We start from the raw sequence: 23,567 nt of genomic DNA, 5'->3' as shown, positions 1-23,567 counted from the left end.
GAAGTATGTTTCAAGGGAAATTAAGGAGTAGTAGTTTAAAAACAAAGTTACTTGTATCATTTATTATTATTTTAGTTCTTCCAAGTATTGTAATTGGTTGGACGTCTTATCAACAGGCGAAGACGAATTTTAATGAAACGATTTTAAACTCGGCGAAAGATAATATAAAAATTTTGGATAATGTAATTAATAAAGAATTGGATAGTAAAAAAGTAGATGCAACTTATTTTACGAAATTATTCACACAATCAAGTTACCAAGCAGATCAAATTCAAAACATACAAAATAAACTAGAAGAATACAATAAACTGCATCCAGAAATGGAAGCAATCTATACAGGATCTAGTAATGGACAGTTCATTCAATCACCAGCTATTCAGATGCCAGATGGATATAATCCTACAGAAAGAGATTGGTATAAAGAGGCCGTGAAGAAAAGTGGAGAGGTAATTGTAACTGCTCCATATAAGTCAAAAACGACAGGGAATATTGTTATTACACTAGCAAAACAAAACGAGGATAAAAGTGGAGTTCTTGGGATTGACTTAATCATTAATAATATTGTTACTACTTCCAAGATGGTTAATATCGGTAAGGAAGGATATGTAGCGATATTTGATCAAGATAAAAATGTAGTAGCGCACCCGAAAATGAAGCCAGGAGAGAAATTAGAAGAGAAACTTAGTAAAGAATTGTATAAACAGGAAGCTGGGGATTTTCATTATTCATTAGATGGTGAAGATCGCAATATCACTTTTAAAACGAATAAGAAAACTGGGTGGAAAATAGCAGGAATTATGCCTTCCAAAGAAATTATCGAAGCGGCTGAACCTATTTTCTATAAAACAGTAACTGTTCTTGGAATTTCACTAATAATCGGTGGGATTGTAATTTACTTCATAATTGCGTCTATTATTAAACCGTTAAAACAACTTGTCATATCATCGAAGAAGATTAGTGAAGGTGATTTAACAGAATCAATTACAGTTCATTCTAAAGATGAAATTGGACAGCTAGGAGAAAGTTTTAACGAGATGGCTGCATCGTTACAAAGTGTCATTTCCAATATAAACACTTCAGCAAGTCATGTAGCGGCATCTTCAGAAGAATTAACAGCTAGTATGAAGCAGACAAGCGAAGCGACGGAACAAATTACACAGGCGATAGAGCAAGTATCAAGTGGTGCAGAAATACAAACGAAAGAAGTTGAAGAAGGAGCAACATTGTTAGAAGAAGTTACAGAAGGAATTCAGCGTGTTGCAGATAGTTCTTCATTAGTATCTACAGCCTCTATGTATACGAAGAAAAAAGCTGAAAATGGTGGGAAGTTAGTTGAACAAACTGTGAATCAAATGCAATTAATTCATGAGTCTGTTTCACAGTCAGACAAAATCATTGGTTTGTTAGACGATAAGTCGAAACAAATTGGAGCAATCCTTGAAGTGATTCAACATATTGCAGAACAGACAAATTTATTAGCGTTAAATGCGGCAATTGAGGCTGCGAGAGCTGGAGAGCAAGGAAGAGGATTTGCAATTGTAGCAGATGAAGTGCGAAAGCTAGCAGAACAATCAGGACAGTCTTCTACGGAAATTGGGAAACTAGTGAAAGAGATTCAATTTGATATAAAAGAAACAGTAAGCTCTATGAATCAAGTTGGAGCAGAAGTACAATCAGGACTTGTAGTTGCAAATGAAACGAAGCAAAGCTTTGCTGAAATATTGAAATCTACGGATGATACAGTTGTACAAATTGATAACATGGTAGATGTAGCAAAACAAATGACGGTAGATGCAAAACAAGTAAGTGCATCTATTAATGAAATTGCAGCTACAATTGAAGAAAATGCAGCAAGCGTTCAAAATATTGCTGGTTCCTCTGAGGAACAATTAGCTTCAGTAGATGAAATAAATGCAGCAGCAGTCCATTTATCACAAATGGCAGAAGAATTACAAGAGATGATTAGTAAGTTTAAAGTGTAATAACGAATGTTAAGAAACGAGGTAGTAATTTTACTTCGTTTCTTTTTTTATGAAGAGAAAAAGAAAGAAATATAGAGTAACCGTGTTATGATTAAGTATAATTAAAGAGACTGTATATTCTTTAAATTCTATCTTTAATCATGTTAGGGGAATGGTTTTGAAATTAAAAAAATTAAAACTCCAACCGAGAATTACATTAACTATTAGTACACTTATTTTAGTTGTACTTATGCTAACGAGTTATTTATTTTATTACATATTATCTGAAACGGTAGAAGAGCAAATTGGCAAAAGGGCTTTGCATGTTGCGAAAACAGTTGCTGCTATACCTGAAATAAAGGAAGCTTTTCAAAAAGAAAACCCAGCTTCTATTATTCAGCCGATTGCAGAAAGAATTCGAATGGATACAGAGGCTGACTTCATTGTAGTTGGAAATAAAGAGGGGATTCGATATGCACATCCTGAGCGAGATAAAATAGGAGAAGCGATGATTGGTGGAGATAACAAAGGCGTTTTATTAGAAGGAAAATCATATGTTTCGAAAGCAACTGGATCATTAGGCCCTTCATTACGCGGAAAAGTTCCAATCCGTAATCAGGAAAATGAAATCATTGGTGTGGTGTCTGTTGGATTTTCAATGGATGATATTCATGGAGCGGTAGAGGTGTATGGAAAGCGTGTATTTTGGATTACAATAATAGGGCTATTAATTGGAGTAATCGGCTCTATATATTTAGCGGCAAGTATAAAAAGAATGATGTTCGGTATGGAACCAGAAGAAATTTCATCTTTATATGAAGAGCATAGTACAGTGATTCAATCTGTACGTGAAGGGATTATTGTAATCGATAAAAATGGCATGATTAGTTTAGTCAATCAAGCAGCTTATGATATTCTTTCGCTAGATAAACAACAAAATATTATTGGGGAATTTATTTTAAATGTAATTCCTAATTCAACGATACTAGATGTACTTCAAACTGGTGAAGAACAGTTTGATCGCCAATTAAATATAAAAGGACAGGCTGTTATTGCGAACCGTCTACCTATTAAAGTAAAGAATAAAGTAACTGGCGTTGTATCGAGCTTACGTTTGAAATCTGAAATGGATCAGTTAACAGCAGAATTATCTCAGACGAAGCAATATACAGAGGCATTACGAGCGCAAGCGCACGAATATAACAATTTATTGTATACGCTTTCAGGTCTTATCCAATTAGAATCATATGAAGATGCTTTAGAGCTTATTCATAAGGAAACAGCGGTATATCAAGATTTTGTTCAATTTATTATGAAGCGGATTCAAAATCCATGGCTAGGTGGAATTTTAATTGGATTTTATAATAGAGCACGAGAGTTGAAGATTGATTTTATGCTAGATAGAGAAAGTGGTTTAGACAAATTAAGTCCACATATTGAGAGTAATTATGTCGTTTCTATTTTAGGAAATTTAATTACGAATGCATTTGAAGCAATTGAAAAAAATGAAGAGAATGATAAGAGGGTAAGGATGTTTGTAACTGATATTGGAGAAGAAATATTAATTGAAGTGGAAGATTCAGGGCAAGGGATTCATGATGAAATAATTACTAGCATATTCTATAAAGGCTTTTCGACGAAAGAAGGAGGAGAGCGAGGATATGGATTAGCAAAAGTGAAAGAGTTAGTAGAAGATTTAAATGGAAGTATTGCAATCGAAAAAGGGGATTTAGGTGGTGCGTTATTTATTATTGCACTACCGAAAGAGAGAGGCGAATAGTAATGGGTGAGGAGATTGAAGTATTAATTGTAGAAGATGATATTCGGATTGCTGACATTCATCGTCGTTTTACTGAAAAAATTGAGGGATTTAAAGTAATTGGAACGGCAACGACTGGAGAACAAGCGAAAGAATGGCTAGAGCTTGTGAAGCCACAGCTTGTGTTATTAGATGTGTACTTACCTGATATGCAAGGAACGGAACTTGTCACATATATTAGGCATCATTTGCACGATACAGATATTATTATGATTACAGCGGCATCGGAAACAGATGTAGTGAGGCACGCCCTGCGGGGCGGAGTAACAGATTATATTGTAAAGCCACTAATGTTTGATCGATTTAAGGCGAGTTTGGAAAGTTATCAAAAAAAGATTGTGCAGCTGAAGAAAAATAATCAATTATCTACAGAACAAATAGAACATTTATGGTCTCAAAGAGGCGTAAAGGGAAATGAAATGGAATATGCCCCGAAAGGGATAGACCCCTTAACTTTAGCAAAAATAAAAAAACATATGTTAACAGTTAATGAAGAAGGGATTACAGCAGAGGTACTAAGTTCAATGGTAGGCGTAAGTCGATCAACTGCAAGGCGCTATTTAGAGTATTTAATATCTGGGAAGAAAGTCCACGCAGAGCTAATATATGGGAGTGTGGGGAGACCGGAGAGACGGTATTTTCTTGTTTCTTCATAATAAAAAACAGTAGAGGATTTATTTCTTCTACTGTTTTTTGCGTCTTATATTGGAATAATCCCAATTACAATGCCAGTAATCAACATCACCATTGTCGTTCCAACTGCCCACAATAAAGTAAAACGTTGATGTTCACCAAAATCAACTTTTGCCATCCCAACTAATAAATAAGTGGATGCAACAAGAGGACTTAATAAGTGAACGGGTTGCCCAAGTAAGGAAGCACGTCCCATTTCAGCTGCACTAATTCCGTAAGTAGCAGCAGCCTTAGTTAAAATAGGTAATACCCCAAAGTAAAATGCATCATTGGACATGAAAAATGTGAATGGCATACTAAGAAGAGCTGTAATAATTGGCAATTGTGGTCCAAGTGCATCTGGTATAAGAGTTACTACACTGTTAGCCATGGCATCTACCATTTTTGTTCCAGATAAAATACCAGTGAAAATACCGGCAGCAAATACGAGAGAAACAACTGCTAATACATTCCCTGCATGAGAAGCAATACGTTCTTTCTGTTGCTCTAAGTTTGGATAGTTAATCATAACAGCGATAGCAAAAGCGACTGTAAATAAAACAGGTAACGGCATAACTTCTAGTATGAGACAGACAAGTAATGTAGCGGTTAATAAAAAGTTAATCCATAGAAGTTTAGGACGTTTATGCACTGCGGCTTCGACAGTTGCAGCTTGCTCATCCATTGTTTGCATTTGTTTTAAATACTGTACATCCATAATTCCTAAACGTTTTCTTTCTTTTTTTCCAAGATAGTAGGCAACGAAAACAACCCAAATTGCACCAGCAATCATTCCTGGAATAAGAGGTGTAAATAATTCGGAAGCCTCAAGTCCAAGTGCGCTCATAACACGAGCTGTCGGTCCACCCCAAGGTGTAAGATTTGTTACCCCTGCCCCTAACATAACAACTCCAGCTAATATGAGGGGGTTCATTCCAAGGCGCTTATATAGTGGATACATTGCGGAAACTGTAATCATGTATGTTGTTGTACCATCACCATCTAGAGAAACGATAATAGTCAATATAGCCGTTCCGACAACGATTTTTAAAGGATCTCCTTTTACAAATTTTAAAATCTTACTAATGACAGGATCGAATAAACCGCTATCAATCATAATCCCAAAATATAAAATAGCGAACATAAGCATAATACCAGTAGGTGCTAATTTTTGAATCCCCTCTAACATCATAGGCCCCATATTGGCATAGAATCCGCCAATTAATGCAAAAACACTCGGAATTAATATTAATGCTACTAGCGCTGACATACGTTTCGTCATAATTAAAAACATAAAGACAAATACCATCGCAAATCCAAGTAGTGCTAACATGTAATTTCCCCCTTAAAAGAATGATTGCGCTTTCAAAATAGAATAAAAATTCAGAAAAAGGTTTTTTATTTATAATAAAAGCATCTATTCAAATGGTAAATAATTTGAAAAATAACATCATTAGAAGCATAATTTTTATTTTGGTCATTTTGTTCACGGTAGTTAATTTGAATTTTTAAAAAGTAAGCTGCTTCTCATAAGAATGGTAGAATAAGATGAAAATAGTGAAGTGTGAAATAGGGAGTAGATTTTATATGAAAACAAGAATGGAAGAGATTTATAGCTCTTATGAAGGAAAAGTAGAAGAGATTTTTGTTAATGAATCTTCTTACGTATATGAGTGGGAAAAATTAATGATGATCCGAAAAAGTAACGGTGAGCTTGAAAAGGTTGCAGTCGGGATTAGTGGAAATATAAGATTGGTAAATGTAGAAGTTGGACAGGAAATTAGTGCGGATACATTATTAGTTAAATTAGAAGATGATTTGTTAATTACAGGTTGCGAGTGATGAGAGATGTGTAGAAATAACTACACATCTTTTTTGGTTTCCTATATTACAAAAAGCACATTGTTTTTTCACAAATCTCACACAACCTTTTGGTATTCTTTTCGTGGAGTATACGGTTTCTAGGGAGGAATATTGATGAAAGTAAAATATGTCGTACTTGCTATATGTTTATGTTTCGTATTTACGGTAGTCGGGTGTGGGAAAAAGGAAACAGCAGCTGTTGCCATTGATGAGAAACATGATAAATGTGATATTTGCCAAATTAGGGTAACAGATAATCAATTTGCAACAGAAATTATTTTAGAAAATGGAAAAGCGTTAAAGTTTGATGATATCGGTTGTATGTATAAATGGATGGAGATCAACTCAGATGAAAAGACGAAAGAGAAATTTGTCCGAGATTATGATTCGAAAGATTGGATTTCGTTAGAAGACGCTACTTACGTATATGATAAAACAATAACGACACCGATGGCTTATAATGTCATCTCATTTAAAAATAAAAAAGATGCAGAGAGCTTTGTATCTAACTATAAGGGGAAAGTTCTTTCGTATAAAGAGCTAGCAGAGCATAAATGGGAAATGAATAAAGAGATGATGGGGAAACCGAAGGCAGGAAATCATGGTGGACATCATTAATAATAGAAAAAGACAACTATATAGTTGTCTTTTTCTATTATTACTCAGGTGCAAATATAGAAAAGGTGTAAAATTTTTAGAAGAACGGTTACAATGGAATATAGTAACCTAAAGCAATCATTTATCCCGCATTAACGGGCGGTAAGATCCCCACCTCAAAATTTAGTGAAAGCAAAGAAGTTAGGTGGAGTCGGGCTGCCCGTAAAAGCCCAACTGGTGTGGGCTAATAATTAGTGGTGGATGAACAAAACCCCCACTAATTAAAGTTTCACTTTATGTACTTTTTAGAAATGTATACAAATGCGGTAAAAACGTGCTAAACTAATTGCTTCATAATGTTAATGATGGGGCCATCAGGCGTATCATTTCAATAGGTTGAGAAACATAGTATAAGCTTAAGATAATCCGATTAAAGAAGGAATCTAAAGGGCTTATGGATAAATGTACTCAAGAAGAGTTATTGTATGTGATGGAGGAATGGTTAAGAAAACATTATCTTTCATAGGAGCTGTAGTTGTGAGAAAACAAAAAATTTTATTATGTATTTTATTAGGACTTTTAATGACGGTAGTGGCTTGCGATAAGCAAGAAGAACCAGAATCGAAACCGGTTCATGTGAAAAATGAGAAGAAAAAAGAGAAGCATAAAGAACAGGAAGAATCTAAAGAAGAGAAAAGTATAAATTTAATGGACAAACAGTTGTTACTTTCAGCTACTCTTGGAGACACAGAGACAGCTATGAAGTTGATTCAGGATGGAGCGAATATAAACGTAGAAGGTGACAACGGAGAAACGCCTGTCCTTGCAGCGACGTACCAAAATCATGTAGAGACAGTTAAAGCATTAATTGGTGCAGGTGCTAATATTGAAATTAAAGATGAGAAAAAAAGTAATCCACTTCTTTATGCAAGTAGAGAAGGATATACGGATATTGTAAAAGTATTAATTAATGCAGGAGTTAATACGAAAGAAACGACTAGGTCAGGTGGGACAGCACTTATTTCTGCATCTGAGCGTGGCCATGTAGAGGTTGTTAAAGAATTATTAGAGCATACAGATATTGATGTGAATTATAAAAATGAACGTGGTGGAACAGCGTTATTAGAAGCAATTGTATTAGGAAATGGTAGTGAAAACCATAAGAAAGTAATTCAATTACTTATTGATCACGGTGCAGATGTAAACATGGCTAACAAGGAACATCTGACACCACTGCAATACGCTGAAAAAAGAGGTTTTAAAGATATTGTAAATATGTTGAGGGTAGCTGGAGCGAATGAAGTAGTACAGCCACAACAACCAGTAGAGTAAAAAACGAAAAATAATCCCATTTAGATAGACAGAATGAAGAAATCAGTTAGTATGATGGATTCAGTAATGTGTATTTGAATGGGATTTTTATTTTGAACATGAAAAATAGATTATGAATGGATGGTAAATGGAGTAAATAAGGAGGCAACCTTATTTGGCAATTGTAAAAAATGAAAAAGTAGTTTCTGTTTGTTGCAGTGCCAGAAGTACGCCCGTAGCTGCTGAGGCAAGTGTGGAAACTTTAGCTGAGTTTCAAGGGAACGGATATGGTACTGATGTTGTTACAGCCTAGGCCATATCAATACAAGAGAAAAGGCGCATTCCACTTTATAGTACTGCTTGGGATAACTTTAGTTTGCAAGCAGTGGCAAGCAAACTAAAAATCATTAACTATGGAATGAATTTACATATTGATTGAATTTTAAGTATTGTTTCGTTCTATTTATTTATATTTTAATATCTAGATTAATGTAAATAATGATATGGTGAATATTAACATTCGATTAACACCTAATTAACAATCTATCAAAACTGACTTAATAAATGCGTAATATAGTAAAGGTAACAAAATAACTAGGGTAGAGAACATTTGAGAACACCCACTTACATATAATGTGCCACTTTCTTAGGTGTGCTCTATTCCCTAGAGTTCAAATAAGGAGAAAGGCGTTCTATGTAAGTAGGTGTTTTTAGTTTGGATAAAAATAGAACAGTTAGGTGGAATAAATGTTTAAAGAACCTTATATTGCGATGATAAAGGATTGGAAAGGATACAAAGCATACAAAAAATTGCCGAAAACAGTTTTTCTTATGACTGGTTCAATGCTGGAATTACCAGAGCGTGTATATGAATTGCAGAAACATGGACATGATGTATTTCTTCATTGTGATTTTATACAAGGCTTAAATACGAATACAGAGGAAGCGCTTTTGTATATTCAAGATGTTATCGGGGCACAAGGTATTATTTCAACAAAGGGTTCAACAATTCGAAATGCTAATAAAATTGGATTGAAAACAATTCAACGTATTTTTATTGTAGATACTTTATCTCTTACTAAATCAATTGAAAATTGTAAAACGACTAAACCAAATGCAGTAGAGATTATGCCGGGGATTATGCCTTCTATTATTAAGCAACTAGTAGAGGAAATAGAGTTTCCTATTATTGCAGGAGGGCTGATTCAAACGCGAGAAGATGCGGAAATTGCAATTCGTGCAGGAGCAAGTGCGATTTCAACAAGTCATTATGAAGTATGGATACAAGAAGAAAAAAGGAGTGCAACCTTGTGATTGAATTGAAAAATGTTTCAAAGGTATATAAAAATGCAGAAGAGACAGCGGTTAAAGGCGTATCGGTTCATATTAAGAAGGGTGAATTTTTTGTTTTAGTTGGACCTTCGGGATGCGGGAAAAGCACATTATTACGAATGATCGCTGGCTTAGAAGAGATTTCTTCAGGAGATTTAATTATTAATGAACGTGTTGCAAATGATCTAGAGCCGAAAGACCGTAATCTATCAATGGTATTTCAAAATTATGCATTATATCCACACTTATCTGTAGAAGAAAATATTTTATTTGGACTTAAGGTAAGAAAAGTACAAAAAGAAGAGCGACAAAAGCGATTAATGGAAGCTATTGAAATGGTAGGACTGAAAGAGTATGTGAAAATGAAACCAGGCCAATTATCAGGCGGACAAAGACAGCGTGTTGCACTTGCCAGGGCAATTGTGAGTCAAGCGCCAATCTGTTTAATGGATGAACCACTTTCGAATTTGGATGCGAAATTACGTGCGCAAATGAGAATTGAAATTAGAGAAATTCAGCAGCGATTAGGAATTACGATGATTTACGTTACCCACGATCAAATAGAAGCGATGACTATGGGTGATCGTATCATGGTTTTAAATAAAGGAAGTATACAGCAAGTTGGAACACCACTTAACATATATAACGAACCAGCAAACGAATTTGTTGCAAGCTTTATAGGTTCTCCTTCTATGAATATAAATGATGGGGAAGTAAATAAAGAAAAAGGTGTATTACATATAGGACAATTGCAAATTCCATTATCTATTAGACAGTTAAAGCAATTACCAGAAGGAACAATTCGCATAGGCATGCGCCCTGAGCATATTGCACTGTCTGAGGAGGGACAAGAAGTGACGTTGCAATCTGTAGAAGTATTAGGGAATGAATCTATATTGAACTTTGCGGTAAATGGAACAACTTGGAGTGCGAAAGTTATCGGACAGTTACTCCTGAACAAAGGTGACAAAGTAAAATTATTATTCCCGCAAGAAAAGTTATGCTTCTTTAACGAAAACACGAATGAACGCTTAAAAGTGGTAGCTGAAGAAGAGTTGAAAGTGGTGGCGAAATAATGATCGAAGTAAGTAAGTTACCAGTTCAAACAAAGGTGTCAAAAAAGAAAAAATTATGGGAGAGAACGAAAGATTTAAGAATAGGATTATTGTTTTTGGCGCCATCTATTTTGCTATTTTCGATTTTTCTGTTCTATCCATTGTTTAGGACGATTTATTATAGTTTTTATGTAACCGATATACATGGAGAAGCTAATCTTTTCGTTGGCTTAGAAAATTATCAATATTTATTCTCTGATCCAGCCTTCTACAAAAGTATAAAATCAACTTTATTATTTGTTTTATATACAGTTCCTACGAGTATTATATTTGCTTTGTTTCTTGCATTGATTGCAAATGGAAAGGTAAGAGGTATTGGGTTATTCCGAGTTCTGTTTTCTTCGACGATGGGAATATCAGTAGCTGCTAGTGCAGTGATTTGGCTATTTTTATTTCATCCAAGTGTAGGATTATTTAATAATATATTAGCCTCTATGAACCTTCCTGCAATCGCATGGTTAACGAGTCCGGACTGGGCACTATTCTCTGTATCAGTTACAACAGTTTGGGTGAATACAGGTTTTGCATTTTTAGTTATATTAGGTGGTTTACAAAATATTGATACGTCTTTATATGAGAGTGCATCTATAGATGGCGCTAGTTATTTATATAAGCTTCGCCGTGTTACATTACCGATGCTATCACCAACTTTATTCTTTATTGTAACAGTAACATTAATTAGTGCGTTCCAAAGCTTTGGACAAATTGATATTTTAACGCACGGTGGACCAAATGATGCAACGAATTTAATTGTGTACTCGATTTACAAAGAGGCGTTTGTGAATCATCAATTTGGAACAGCAAGTGCACAAGCGATGGTATTATTTGTTTTCATTTTCGTTGCTACATTACTTCAATTTAAGTTTGCTGAGAGAAAGGTGCATTATAAATGATTGTTAAACAGTGGAAACAAAATTTCCTATTATACATGCTACTCATTATTAGTGCAGTGATGGTATTTTTTCCTGTACTGTATGCATTTTTAATAAGCTTTATGACACCAGACGATATTCAAATGAGAAGGTTATTTCCGACCCAGTTTACTTTTGATAATTTCATTAATATTTTTCAAAAAGTACCGCTTTTTACATACTTATATAACAGTTTAATTGTATCGACAGTCGTTATGATTGGACAACTTATCGTATCAAGTTTAGCAGCTTATGCTTTTGTTTTTCTTCAGTTTAAAGGGAGAAACTTAATTTTCTTCCTGTTTATTTCAACGATGCTTATTCCGTGGGAAGCAACGATGGTGCCTAACTTTTTAACGATTCAAAACTTTGGCTGGATCAATAGTTTCGCCGGGATGACAGTGCCGTTTTTTGCAACAGCTTTCGGTATTTTCTTGTTACGCCAACATTTTATGACACTCCCGAATGAACTGAAAGAAGCTGCTTTTATTGAAGGGATTGGAAATATAAGATTTTTATTCAGCGTTGTAATACCGTATTGTAAAACGAGTTTTATTACGCTTGGAGTATATAGCTTTTTAACAACATGGAATATGTATTTATGGCCACTTTTAGTGACCACTGATGAAAAAGTAAGAACAGTGCAAATCGGTGTAAAGCAGCTTCAGTCTCAAGAAGTTGCAACTGATTGGGGAAGCGTAATGGCCGGTGTTACGGTTATCGTTATTCCAACATTGATTTTACTATTTTTAGGGCAAAAGCAATTACAACAAGGATTAACAAAAGGTGCAATTAAATAACTAAGAGAAGGTGGGATTTAAATGAGTCTAGTTAAAAAAGGTGCTGCTCTATTAATGGTAGCAACAATGGCATTATCTAGTGCAGCTTGTTCAAATAGTAAAACAGAGGGAAAACCTGAAGCACAGGCAAAAGTAGCACCAGTTGAAAAAAATGGTGATAAAACTGTAATTCGCTTCTGGCATGCGATGGGTGGAAAAACACAAGGAGTATTAGATGGTCTTGTTGCAGACTATAATAAGTCGCAAAATAAATATGAGATAAAGGCAGAGTTCCAAGGGACATATGAAGAGTCTTTAACGAAATTTAGAACGATGTCTGCAACGAAAGAAGCGCCAGCTCTTGTTCAATCGAGTGAAATTACAACGAAATATATGATTGATAGTAAAAAAATCACACCAATTGATAGCTGGATAAAAAAAGATAAGTACGATACGTCAAAATTAGAAAAAGCAATTACAAATTATTATTCAGTTGATGGAAAAATGTATTCTATGCCATTTAATTCATCTACACCAGTATTAATTTATAATAAAGATGCTTTCGCAAAGGCGGGCTTAGATCCAGAGAAAGCTCCAAAAACATATGCGGAATTACAAGAAGCAGCGAAAAAGTTAACGATTAAAGAAGGCGGAAATGTAAAACAATATGGATTCTCCATGCTTAACTACGGTTGGTTCTTTGAAGAATTGTTAGCGACACAAGGTGCTTTATATGTAGATAACGAAAACGGCCGTAAAGATGCTGCAAAGAAGGCGGTATTCAACGGTAAAGAAGGACAGAAAGTATTTGGAATGTTAGATGATTTAAATAAAGCTGGCGCCCTTGGAAAGTATGGAGCAAGTTGGGATGATATTCGTGCCGCGTTCCAGTCTGGACAAGTTGCTATGTATTTAGATTCTTCAGCAGGTGTTCGTGATTTAATCGATGCATCTAAGTTTAATGTAGGTGTTTCATATATTCCGTATCCAGAGGATTCGAAACAAAATGGTGTTGTTATTGGTGGAGCATCATTATGGATGACGAATATGGTTTCAGAAGAAACGCAACAAGGTGCTTGGGACTTTATGAAATATTTAACGAAGCCAGACGTACAAGCAAAATGGCATACTGCAACAGGTTATTTCTCAATTAATCCAGATGCATATAATGAGCCATTAGTAAAAGAGCAATATGAAAAATATCCACAGTTGAAAGTAACAGTAGATCAATTGCAAGCGACGAAGCAATCTCCAGCAACACAAGGGGCTTTAATTAGTGTATTCCCAGAATCACGAGATGCAGTTGTAAAAGCATTAGAAGCGATGTATGACGGGAAGAATAGTAAAGAAGCGTTAGATGAAGCTGCCAAAGCAACAGATAGAGCAATTAGCATTTCAGCTCGTACGAGTCAAAAATAAGAGAAAGCCGTATCCTTAAAAGGGATACGGCTTTCTCTATAGGGAGATAAGGGATCAAAGAAATGATGAAGTCTTATCTCTTTTATATGAGTAAAGGGTCTAGAGTGAATGTTGTCCTTTTCATTATTTATTTAACTCCATTGCGACTTGTTTACCATTTACGAAAACCTCTACTACCGCTACTACAACTTCCATTACTTTTTTCATCTCTCATCTCTCCTTATTTTTTGTTTCATTTCTTACTCTCAGTATAAGGAAATACAGTAATTACAACTATCGAATTGGATGACAAGAGACTTACATTGTTGTAAGGATAATAGTTTAGTTTGTAATAAAGTGAAACTGTAATCAGTGGGGGGCTTACTGCCCGTTAATGCGGGATTTCAATTCTGAACTTTCTGTCGTTTTGAACTATAATTAGAAAGAGGGGGGATAATATGAAAAGAATTCTTGTTATTAGTGATATTCATGGAGAGATAGAAAAGTTCGAACAGTTATTGGAAGAAGCTCAATATGATGCGAAACAGGATCAATTAATCTTACTGGGAGATTATGTAGATCGTGGTCCAAATGCGCGTGCTGTAATTGAAAAGGTAAGAGAATTGAAAAAAGAGGGAGCACTCATTTTAAAAGGAAATCATGAAGATATGATGATTAAGGCGTTAACGACAAATGAGGAACGTTCATGGAACCATTGGGTAAAAAGAAATGGTGGAGATAAGACATTATATAGCTATGGATTTGTAGAAGAAGATATTGCGGTTAATGAGAAAGACTTCCAAAAACCGATTTTACACTCTCGTGTATTAGAGGAACATATAAAGTTTATTCAAGAATTAGATCATTACATTGAAACAGAAGAGTATATATTTGTACATGCTGGGGTTGAACCGATGAAACGAGTTTCTGAATCTGAACCATATACATTAATGTGGATCCGTAATGAATTTCATAATGGATATAGCGGTGAAAAGGTTGTTGTATTTGGGCATACGGAAACAAAAACGCTTCATGGTAGTGAGGATTGCGGAGTGTATTTTGGTAGTAATCGTATTATTGGGATTGATGGCGGGGCTGTGTATGGCGGTCAGCTAAATTGTTTAGAGTTGCCGAGTAAAAAGGTATATGTAATAAAAAATTGAAAGAGATAAGAGGAATCTTATTTCTTTCAATTTTTTATTAAGCTAAATTTAAGACAAAGTTTTTATAATAAAACTTCAAAATTTTAGAAGGAAATAGTTAAAAATGAAATTACGTAATGTAACTACATTCTTTTGTTATAAAGAGAAGAAATGTAATAATAAATAGAATTGAACTATTTGATGGAAGGTGAGAGCATGCGTTTACTTGTAGTAGAAGATAATGCTTCGTTATTAGAGTCTATCGTACAAATTTTACGTGATGAATTTGAAGTAGATACGGCAATAAATGGAGAAGATGGATTGTTTTTAGCTCTTCAAAATATATATGATGCAATTTTGCTGGATGTGATGATGCCAGGGATGGACGGATTTGAAGTGATTCAAAAAATACGAGATGAAAAGATTGAAACACCAGTCCTGTTTTTGACAGCGAGAGATTCTTTAGAAGATCGGGTGAAGGGATTGGACTTTGGTGGAGATGACTATATTGTTAAGCCATTTCAGGCCCCTGAATTAAAAGCGAGAATTCGTGCTTTACTACGCAGAAGTGGTAGTTTAACAACGCAGCAAACAATTCGTTATAAAGGGATTGAATTGTTCGGAAAAGATAAAGACGTTCAAGTAGATGGACAAAGTATTAAGTTGACATTGAAACAATATGAGCTACTAGAGTATCTCATTCAAAATAGCGGGAAGATTTTAATGCGTGAACAAATTTTTGATCGTGTTTGGGGATTTGATTCAGATACTACAGTAGCGATTGTAGAAGTATATGTGCATCATTTGCGTAAAAAATTAGAACCATTCGGTTATCAGAAAGATATTCAAACCGTTCGAGGTATTGGATATATATTAAAAGAACAATGAAAAAAGGAAGTATGTTTCAAAAAACACGCATTCGTTTGACTATAGTGAACTCATTAGTATTTATTCTATTAATAGGTATATTAGGTAGTATTATTTATTCATACACATATAAGCGTATTTATAATGAAGTGGATCAATCTATAAAAATGATGGCTCAGTATAGAGAAAAATTAGATGTTAAAATACCACCAAGAAAACGCATGGAGAATATCCAAATTGGAGATCCGCGAGTAACTAGAATAACTTGGAATGGAAAAATAGTGAAAATAGAGGGCGATAACCGTAAATTCCGTTCTATTTTTGAAGAGAATTTGGAAAGTTTTTCTCCCGAAAAATTAGAGGAGTTACAAGATATTGAAATACAAGGACGATATTTTAGAGCATTTTCGCTTCAAAAAGATGGAGAAATAGTTCAAATCGTGCGAGATATAACAGCGGAAGAAGGAATGTTAAATACTTTATTTTTAATTCTCGTTATAGGTTGTAGCATAGGAAGCCTCTGTGCGATAGGTATTGGCTTTTTCCTAGCTGGTAGAGCACTTGTACCTATTCAAAGTTCATGGGAGAAACAGCAACAATTCGTTTCTGATGCATCACATGAACTCAGGACACCACTTGCAGTTATTCAATCAAAAACGGATGTTTTATTCCAGTCACCATCCGCTACGATAGAAGAAAAAGCGATGGATATTTCTACAATTTCAAAAGAATGTAGGCGGTTATCGAAACTCGTTAGTAATTTATTATTGCTAGCACGTTCTGATTCTAATCAAATTGAGATGGATAAGAAAACATTTGAACTTGATAAATTGTTAGAAGAAATAGTAGCTCCATATAAAGAGATTGCTTCTTATCAAGAAAAAGAAATGATGCTAAAAGTAGAACGTGGTGTATCTTTTATGGCTGATAGAGAGCGGATTCATCAAATGATGGTCATACTGTTAGATAATGCGATGAAGTATACAAACGAAGGTGGGCATATTCAAATTGATTGCACGCAAACGAGTAGTTCAATTCGCATACAGGTGAAAGATGACGGGATAGGAGTGAAAGAAGAAGATATTCCGAAATTATTTGATCGTTTTTATCAAGGGGATAAAGCAAGAAGTACGTCAGAAGGAGCTGGATTAGGTCTTTCAATCGCAAATTGGATTGTAGAAAAGCATTACGGAAAAATATCAGTAGAGAGCAAATGGGGAGATGGCACTTGTTTTGAAGTGATTTTCCCTAAAAACCAAAAAATATAAGTAAGAAGACGACCTTGTTTTTACAGGGTCGTCTTTTTTTAAGGTAAAGTTAAGAAACTATTTATATTATGTATGGCATAAAGAAAGTTCGTTACATGAAGAAGAGACTAGGTGTATGTGAGTGGGGGTTATCAATCATAATGTTATCTCAAGCAGCGATGAGATGTATGTATAGTATTAAAAAAACTAGGGGAATGATGGGAAAGAAAGTATAAGAGGGAGGAATTAATTTTGAAAAAGAAAATGATGACGGTATTCACTATTGGAGTAATGAGTTTAAGTATATTAGGGGGTGCCTCTCCTTCTGAAACACAAAAAGGAAAGACAGATTACACGCAGCGCAGTAAAGAACAATTGAACAATGGTAAGATACATGCAGTGCATACAGAAGAAAAAGCAGAGAAACTAGGTATTGAAACGGAAGGAAAAGAACAAATTACACTAGAAAAAGAAATTCATGAAACAGAAGTAGGAAGGGAAGCAGAGCAGTTAGGCATATCGATTGAAGGAAAAGATGTTGGGACGCTGTCAGAAGAAATCTATGAAACAAAAGTAAAGCAAGAAGCGTTAAAGCTAGGTATATCTATAGAGAATACATCAATTGTAGATTTAATTACTCAAATTAATGCGATTAAAATTAAAGATGAAGCAGATAAATTAGGTATTTCGACAGATGGAAAAGAAATCGAAGACATCGCGGAAGAAATCTACGGAAAGAAAGTAAGAGAAGAAGCAGAAAAGCTAGACATTTCTCAAAAAGGAAAAGAAATTGAAGAGTTAGCACAAGAAGTGTACGAACAAAAAGTACAAGAAGAAGCAAAAAAACATCATATTGATTTGTATGGTAAAGATATATATCAAATATTAAGAGAAATTAATGAACAAAAGGTGCTACAAATGGCAGATGAGCTTAATATGGATAAAATGAATATGAATATTCAAGAGTTAGTGGAAAAGATAAAAAAAGATCAGCCTGAAAAAGGAAAAGAACTAAATTTTGTACCGATGGTACGAACGGATGCTGACGCATTTTATTCTTATTTAACGAATTAATAAGGGTGTGAAAGCGATAAGAAAATTGAAGTGGTATATATGTACAGCTTTACTAGGTGCAGCAATATGGAGTGTATATACAAATGGAATTCCAAAGTATGTAGAGAAGTTAACATTCTCAAATATACAAAGAGGAAAAGAAACGGAGTTTAGTAATAACGATGAAAAAGTCATCTTATCAAATGTTCCCTTAATTCAGCAGTTACCAGAATTGGATAGAGGCTGTGAAGTGACGAGTTTAGCGATGATGTTACAATACGCTGGTGTTTCAGTGGATAAGATGACATTAGCAAATGAAATAAAAAAAGTTGATTTTATAGACGATGGTGTGCGCGGGAATCCAAATGAAGGATTTGTAGGTAATATTTATACATTTTCTGAATCGGGATATGGTGTATATCATGGGCCACTTTTTCAGTTAGCGGAAAAATATTTACCTAATAAAGCTGTAGACTTAACAGGGAAGAATATAGAAGAAATTTATAAGAGTATAAAAGCAGGGCAACCTGTAGTCATGATCACAAATGCAACATTTGCACCATTAGATGCAGATGAATTTACTACATGGGAAACAAATAGTGGAGATGTTTCTATTACGTATAATGAACATTGTATTGTACTTATCGGGTATGATCAGGAATCTGTATATATTCGAGATCCACTTGAGGGTAGCTTAGATGTAAAAGTACCGAGAGAAACCTTTGAACAGGCATGGGCGCAAATGGGAAGTCAGGCAATTAGTTATGTAAAGAGCGTCAAATAAATTAGGACGAAGAGTTTTAGTAATATGACTATAAGGCGAAGGATAAAGATTTGAGGATTATAAGAGAAGTTTTATAGAGTATAAGCTGTTAAGAAATAAGAGAACTTTAGCATATATAATGCTAAAGTTCTCTTATTTTTATGATTAAAATAAGTATAAGGAGTGAATATGCAAAAATGCATAATTGACGAAAAAATTACATGTTATCATTATATATTGTTTTATATATGTTAATTGTATAAAATGACACAAGTATCCACATTACATAAAGGAGGCTTATTATGCAAAAAATATTTAACTGGGTTAAATGTATGAGTATCAATAAAAAATTAATCATTTCATTTTTTATTATTTTAACTATACCAGGAATTATTATCGGTGGTGTTTCATATCAAACTGCCAAAACAAATTTTGAACATCAAATGACAGCTAAAGCAAAGGAGAATATTTCGATTTTAAATACTGTTATTTCTCAAAATATAGAAGAGAAATTTGTTGATGCGACGTACTTTGCAGACATCTTAACAGAGGATACATATCCAAACGGACAAGAAGAAATAGTAAGAACGAAGTTAGCGCAATATATAAAGCTTCATCCAGAAGTAGAAGGTATTTATATTGGAACAGAGACGGGAAAGTTTATAAGAGAACCATTTATCCAGATGGCTGATGGGTATAATCCAACAGATAGATCTTGGTATAAAGAAGCACATGAAAATAAAGGAAAAGTAATTGTTACTGCACCATATCAGTCAGCATCTACAAAAAATATGGTAGTGACAATTGCAAAAGAAGTAAAAGATGGTAAAGGTGTTATAGGAATTAATTTAAACTTAGATAACATCTTAAAAATTTCCAAAATGATTAACATTGGTGAAAAAGGTTATACAGTTATTTTAGATCAAAATAAGCAAATTGTTAGTCATCCATCTAGAAAACCAGGTGCAAAAGTTACTGATCCTTGGATTAAACCAATTTATGAAGATAAACAAGGAAATGTGTCTTATACAGAACAAGATGATAAAAAGAATTTAATCTTTGCAACAAATGAGAAAACGGGCTGGAAAGTAGTTGGCGTTATGTTCGATGAAGAAATTACCCAAGCTGCCAGTCCAGTGTTTTATAAGACTTTGATTGTCATTGCTATCGCTATTGCATTTGGTAGTATATTAATTTATTTCATTACAAAGTCTATTACAAGGCCATTACGAAAAATAGCTGAATCGGCATATAAAATTAGTAAGGGAGATTTAACAGAGAAAATTACAATCCATTCCAAGGATGACATAGGGAAATTAGGGAATTCATTTAATGAAATGTCTACGTCTTTACAAGATGTTATTACCCAAATTAGCTTTTCAGCAGAACATGTTGCAGCATCGGCAGAAGAGTTAACAGCGAGCGTACAGCAAGCAAATGATGCGACAGATCAAATTACAATTGCAATGGAACAAGTATCAGGTGGGGCTGAATCACAAAGTCAAGGTGTTGAAGAAGGTGCGGCTACATTGCAACAAGTAAATACAGCAATTCAAGATGTAACTGGAAGCGCAGAGTCAATTTCTATTTCCTCATTACATGCGCGAGAAAGAGCTGAAGAGGGAGAAGATTTAGTTGAACAAACTGCAAAACAAATGCAGTCTATTTCTAGGTCGGTATCCGAGTCAGATGCTATTATTAAACTGCTTGATGAGAAATCAAAGCAAGTAGGAGCTATTTCTGAAGCAATTCAAAACATCGCAACTCAAACAAACTTATTAGCTTTAAATGCGGCTATTGAAGCAGCAAGAGCAGGTGAACAGGGACGAGGATTTGCTATTGTAGCAGATGAGGTTAGAAAATTAGCAGAGCAATCAGGAGAGTCATCTGGAGAGATTGCAAATTTAATTGCAGAAATTAAGGCGGATATTGAACATACTGTTAAGGCGATGGATAATGTGAATGGAGAAGTTCAACAGGGCCTTGATGTTGTAACAAAAACGAAAGTAAGTTTTACGGAAATTTTAAGTTCTACTACACATATTGTTTCTCAAGTTAATCAAATGGTAGAAACAACGAAGAGAATTGCTGGAGATGCAAATGAAGTGACAAATGCTATTGATGAAATTGCAGCTGCTGCAGAAGAAAATACAGCTAGTATGCAAAGTGTTGCAGCTTCAACAGAAGAACAGGTTAATTCCATGGAGGAAATTAGTTCAGCTTCGCAAAACTTAGCTGAGATGGCAGAAGAACTACAAGCGATGACTAGTAAATTTAAAGTATAATAACAGCAGATAAGTAAGGTGAAAATAATATCACCTTACTTATTTTTCTATTCAGCAATTAGGGGAGTCATTAACGGGATGAAAAAAAGAAGAAGACTATGGAATTTATGGAAAACGATTACATTGTTAGTTTGTACAGTTGTAATTTTTTCTTTACTTGTGACAGATATATTAATTAGTCATAATGTAGAACGGACGACGGAGGATAGCCAATCAGAGAAGGCAAAAACAATTGCACACATTGTGGCGAATGATTCGATTGTAATCGATGGTTTGGTTGGGAAAGCAGATACCTCTGCAATCCAAACGTATACAAATAGGATATTAAAAAACACAGGTGTTCAATTTATTGTAGTTATGGACATGGATGGAATAAGAAAATCTCATCCAGATCCTCAAAAAATAGGTCATCATTTTATTGGCGGGGATGAAGGGCCTGTATTGAAAGGAAAAGAACATGTATCGTTAGCAGAAGGAACTTTAGGTATTTCCATGCGAGTGTTTGTACCAATATTTTCTGAAACAGGTGAACAACTTGGAGCAGTGGCTGTTGGTATTTCAGCAGATAATGTAAAAGAGAGAGTTAAGGAAAGTAGACATATCATTTATATTGGTGTCGGAGTTGGTGTATTAGTCGGAATTATAGGAGCAATATTGCTAGCTAGACATATAAAGAAAAGTTTATTCGGTCTTGAGCCGCACAGGATAGCAAAAATTCTTGAAGAAAGAAATACGATGCTACAATCTGTAAAGGAAGGTATTATTGCTGTAGATAAAGAGGCTAGAGTAACGTTAATTAATAATGAAGCGAAACGTCTATTTAAAAAAAGCGGACTTGAAGAAGATTTTATCGGTAAAGATGTTGAGTTGTATATGCCAAATTCACGTATAAAAGAAGTATTGCAAACGGGAGAAGTACAATTAAACGAAGAACAAAATATTTACGGAATTACGATTGTGACGAATCGAGTTCCTTTATATGTAAAAGGAGAAATAGTTGGTGCAATTGCAACATTTCGTGATAAAACAGAGATTAGAAAACTAGCAGAGGAACTAACTGGTATTAGACTATATGCAGAAGCATTACGGGCACAATCTCATGAGTTTATGAATAAGATGCATGTCGTATTAGGGCTTACACATATGAAACAGTATGAAGAATTACAGAAGTATATAAGCGGCATGGTATCAGAGCATCAATATGAAATTGGTGGAGTTATGAAAAGAATAAAAAGTCCAGTATTTGCTGGTTTTTTACTCGGGAAGCTCAGCTATGCTAGAGAGAAAAATATAAAATTAATTATAAGTGAAGATTCTTATATGCCGGAAATAGATGATGAAAGTATTATCCATGAACTTATTACGATTGTTGGAAATTTAATTGATAATGCATTAGAGGCAGTTACGAATTGTGAACAGAAACAAGTTGAAGTTAAGATACAACAAGGGGATATATTAACTATTACAGTGCAAGATACGGGAAAAGGTATACAAGAAAAAGAAATAGAGGAATTATTTACGAAAGGTTATTCCACAAAGGGAGATAACCGCGGTTATGGTTTGTATCTTGTAAAAGAAAGTATACAGCGAATAAATGGGGAAATTCATATGCATTCATTAGTAGGAAAGGGAACAACGATAACAATTGAAATACCTAAAGGTAGGGATGAGAGGCAAATATGATTAAAGTTTTAATTGTAGAAGATGACCCGATGGTAGCAATGTTAAATACGCATTATTTAGAGCAAGTAGGAGGGTTTGAGCTTGTTCAAGCAGTTAACTCAGTAAAGTCGGCGATCGAAATATTAGAGAAATCACGAGTAGATTTAGTATTACTTGATATTTTTATGCCTGAAGAGACTGGTTTTGAGCTTTTAATGTATATCCGGAACCAAGAAAAAGAAATCGATATTATAATGATTTCAGCTGTACATGATATGGGAAGTATTAAAAAAGCATTACAATATGGCGTAGTAGATTATTTAATTAAACCATTTACATTTGAACGATTTAAAGAGGCATTAACTATATATCGAGAAAAACTTACTTTTATGAAAGAACAACAAAAAATTAGTCAATCGGAATTAGATTCGTTAATTTTACAAAAAGAAAAAAGGGCGCCTACTGTCACGAAAGAGCTTCCGAAAGGGTTAACGAAGCAAACATTGCAATTAATTTGGCAGAAGATCGAGTCGTTGAATGGAAGGGTGTTTACAACAGATGAAATGGCACAATTAGTTGGAATTTCAAGAGTTTCTATTCGAAAATATGTAATGTTTTTGACTGACATTGGGGTGTTAGAAAACGAAATGATGTACCAACATGTGGGCAGACCTGTAAGTAAATTAAGATGTGTTGATCAAAAGAAAATAGAGTTTTACGTATAAGCGACTTAATATAAGTCGCTTATACTTTTTTTAATTACAAAATCAATTACAAAACTTACAAAAAC

At 34.4% G+C, this 23,567-nt stretch carries 20 protein-coding genes and 3 pseudogenes; 22 read left to right on the top strand and 1 reads right to left on the bottom strand.

Annotated features, from left to right (window positions below):
• Positions 1 to 5: 5 nt before the first annotated feature.
• The 4 genes and pseudogenes from GBN91_RS29790 to GBN91_RS24370 all read left to right on the top strand — a co-directional run.
• Positions 6 to 1,040 (top strand): annotated as a pseudogene (locus GBN91_RS29790) (HAMP domain-containing protein); the annotation flags it as partial.
• A complete protein-coding gene (locus tag GBN91_RS29785; protein WP_370512796.1) occupies positions 1,035 to 1,982 on the top strand; it encodes a methyl-accepting chemotaxis protein in 948 nt (315 codons plus the stop codon). The pseudogene GBN91_RS29790 and the gene GBN91_RS29785, both read left to right, overlap by 6 nt.
• Positions 1,983 to 2,133: 151 nt before the next feature.
• The gene (locus tag GBN91_RS24375) at positions 2,134 to 3,741 is read left to right on the top strand and encodes an ATP-binding protein (RefSeq protein ID WP_002060713.1); all 1,608 of its coding nucleotides are present in this window, start codon (positions 2,134 to 2,136) and stop codon (positions 3,739 to 3,741) included.
• 2 nt (positions 3,742 to 3,743) lie between these two features.
• Complete coding sequence (locus GBN91_RS24370; RefSeq protein ID WP_000503463.1) at positions 3,744 to 4,436, top strand: response regulator; 693 nt, start codon at positions 3,744 to 3,746, stop codon at positions 4,434 to 4,436.
• A 44-nt stretch (positions 4,437 to 4,480) separates the two neighbouring features.
• Here GBN91_RS24370 and GBN91_RS24365 read toward each other — a convergent pair whose 3' ends face one another.
• Complete coding sequence (locus GBN91_RS24365; RefSeq protein ID WP_000880474.1) at positions 4,481 to 5,785, bottom strand: CitMHS family transporter; 1,305 nt, start codon at positions 5,783 to 5,785, stop codon at positions 4,481 to 4,483.
• Between the two features lie 254 nt (positions 5,786 to 6,039).
• Between GBN91_RS24365 and GBN91_RS24360 the strand changes: the two genes are divergently transcribed.
• The 18 genes and pseudogenes from GBN91_RS24360 (at position 6,040) to GBN91_RS24280 (ending at position 23,502) form a co-directional block, all read left to right on the top strand.
• Positions 6,040 to 6,294 (top strand): hypothetical protein, encoded by a 255-nt coding sequence (locus GBN91_RS24360; protein ID WP_076876414.1) that lies wholly within the window; start codon positions 6,040 to 6,042, stop codon positions 6,292 to 6,294.
• Positions 6,295 to 6,429: 135 nt separating this feature from the next.
• Complete coding sequence (locus GBN91_RS24355) at positions 6,430 to 6,933, top strand: nitrous oxide reductase accessory protein NosL (RefSeq protein WP_152122558.1); 504 nt, start codon at positions 6,430 to 6,432, stop codon at positions 6,931 to 6,933.
• A gap of 441 nt (positions 6,934 to 7,374) precedes the next feature.
• A complete protein-coding gene (locus GBN91_RS24350; RefSeq protein WP_000287336.1) occupies positions 7,375 to 8,244 on the top strand; it encodes an ankyrin repeat domain-containing protein in 870 nt (289 codons plus the stop codon).
• 142 nt (positions 8,245 to 8,386) lie between these two features.
• Positions 8,387 to 8,662: pseudogene (locus GBN91_RS24345) on the top strand (GNAT family N-acetyltransferase); the annotation flags it as partial.
• Between the two features lie 308 nt (positions 8,663 to 8,970).
• Complete coding sequence (locus GBN91_RS24340) at positions 8,971 to 9,537, top strand: glycerol-3-phosphate responsive antiterminator (RefSeq protein WP_000472003.1); 567 nt, start codon at positions 8,971 to 8,973, stop codon at positions 9,535 to 9,537.
• Positions 9,534 to 10,631 carry an ABC transporter ATP-binding protein gene (locus GBN91_RS24335; RefSeq protein WP_000571389.1) on the top strand — a complete coding sequence of 366 codons (1,098 nt, stop codon included), beginning with the start codon at positions 9,534 to 9,536 and terminating at the stop codon, positions 10,629 to 10,631. The genes GBN91_RS24340 and GBN91_RS24335 overlap by 4 nt, the downstream gene beginning before the upstream one ends.
• Positions 10,631 to 11,563: a carbohydrate ABC transporter permease gene (locus GBN91_RS24330; RefSeq protein ID WP_152122555.1), complete on the top strand. Its 933-nt coding sequence runs from the start codon at positions 10,631 to 10,633 to the stop codon at positions 11,561 to 11,563. Before GBN91_RS24335 ends, GBN91_RS24330 begins: the two co-directional genes overlap by 1 nt.
• Positions 11,560 to 12,381 carry a carbohydrate ABC transporter permease gene (locus tag GBN91_RS24325; RefSeq protein WP_000635946.1) on the top strand — a complete coding sequence of 274 codons (822 nt, stop codon included), beginning with the start codon at positions 11,560 to 11,562 and terminating at the stop codon, positions 12,379 to 12,381. The genes GBN91_RS24330 and GBN91_RS24325 overlap by 4 nt, the downstream gene beginning before the upstream one ends.
• 21 nt (positions 12,382 to 12,402) lie before the next feature.
• Positions 12,403 to 13,779, top strand: a complete 1,377-nt coding sequence (locus tag GBN91_RS24320; RefSeq protein WP_000060602.1) for an ABC transporter substrate-binding protein — start codon at positions 12,403 to 12,405, stop codon at positions 13,777 to 13,779.
• Positions 13,780 to 14,216: 437 nt separating this feature from the next.
• Positions 14,217 to 14,921, top strand: coding sequence for a metallophosphoesterase family protein (locus GBN91_RS24315; RefSeq protein ID WP_000821975.1), 705 nt, complete (start codon positions 14,217 to 14,219; stop codon positions 14,919 to 14,921).
• Between the two features lie 195 nt (positions 14,922 to 15,116).
• A complete protein-coding gene (locus tag GBN91_RS24310) occupies positions 15,117 to 15,788 on the top strand; it encodes a response regulator transcription factor (RefSeq protein WP_001238623.1) in 672 nt (223 codons plus the stop codon).
• On the top strand, positions 15,785 to 17,035 hold the full coding sequence (locus tag GBN91_RS24305; RefSeq protein ID WP_000715832.1) for a sensor histidine kinase: 1,251 nt from the start codon (positions 15,785 to 15,787) through the stop codon (positions 17,033 to 17,035). Before GBN91_RS24310 ends, GBN91_RS24305 begins: the two co-directional genes overlap by 4 nt.
• Before the next feature lie 231 nt (positions 17,036 to 17,266).
• A complete protein-coding gene (locus tag GBN91_RS24300) occupies positions 17,267 to 18,088 on the top strand; it encodes a hypothetical protein (protein ID WP_016121816.1) in 822 nt (273 codons plus the stop codon).
• A 7-nt stretch (positions 18,089 to 18,095) separates the two neighbouring features.
• Positions 18,096 to 18,851, top strand: a complete 756-nt coding sequence (locus GBN91_RS24295; protein WP_002023225.1) for a C39 family peptidase — start codon at positions 18,096 to 18,098, stop codon at positions 18,849 to 18,851.
• 281 nt (positions 18,852 to 19,132) lie between these two features.
• Positions 19,133 to 20,176 (top strand): annotated as a pseudogene (locus GBN91_RS29780) (HAMP domain-containing protein); the annotation flags it as partial.
• Complete coding sequence (locus tag GBN91_RS29775; RefSeq protein WP_433846465.1) at positions 20,168 to 21,115, top strand: methyl-accepting chemotaxis protein; 948 nt, start codon at positions 20,168 to 20,170, stop codon at positions 21,113 to 21,115. The pseudogene GBN91_RS29780 and the gene GBN91_RS29775, both read left to right, overlap by 9 nt.
• A 78-nt stretch (positions 21,116 to 21,193) precedes the next feature.
• The gene (locus GBN91_RS24285; RefSeq protein ID WP_016121818.1) at positions 21,194 to 22,798 is read left to right on the top strand and encodes a sensor histidine kinase; all 1,605 of its coding nucleotides are present in this window, start codon (positions 21,194 to 21,196) and stop codon (positions 22,796 to 22,798) included.
• Complete coding sequence (locus GBN91_RS24280; protein WP_000598664.1) at positions 22,795 to 23,502, top strand: response regulator; 708 nt, start codon at positions 22,795 to 22,797, stop codon at positions 23,500 to 23,502. The genes GBN91_RS24285 and GBN91_RS24280 overlap by 4 nt, the downstream gene beginning before the upstream one ends.
• Positions 23,503 to 23,567 lie beyond the last annotated feature (65 nt).

Source organism: Bacillus sp. B1-WWTP-T-0.5-Post-4, from assembly GCF_009183795.1.
In the GTDB taxonomy this organism is placed as follows: domain Bacteria; phylum Bacillota; class Bacilli; order Bacillales; family Bacillaceae_G; genus Bacillus_A; species Bacillus_A cereus.
The sequence above is the reverse complement of the archived record's forward strand: the minus strand, read 5'-3'. Positions and strand labels throughout refer to the sequence as shown.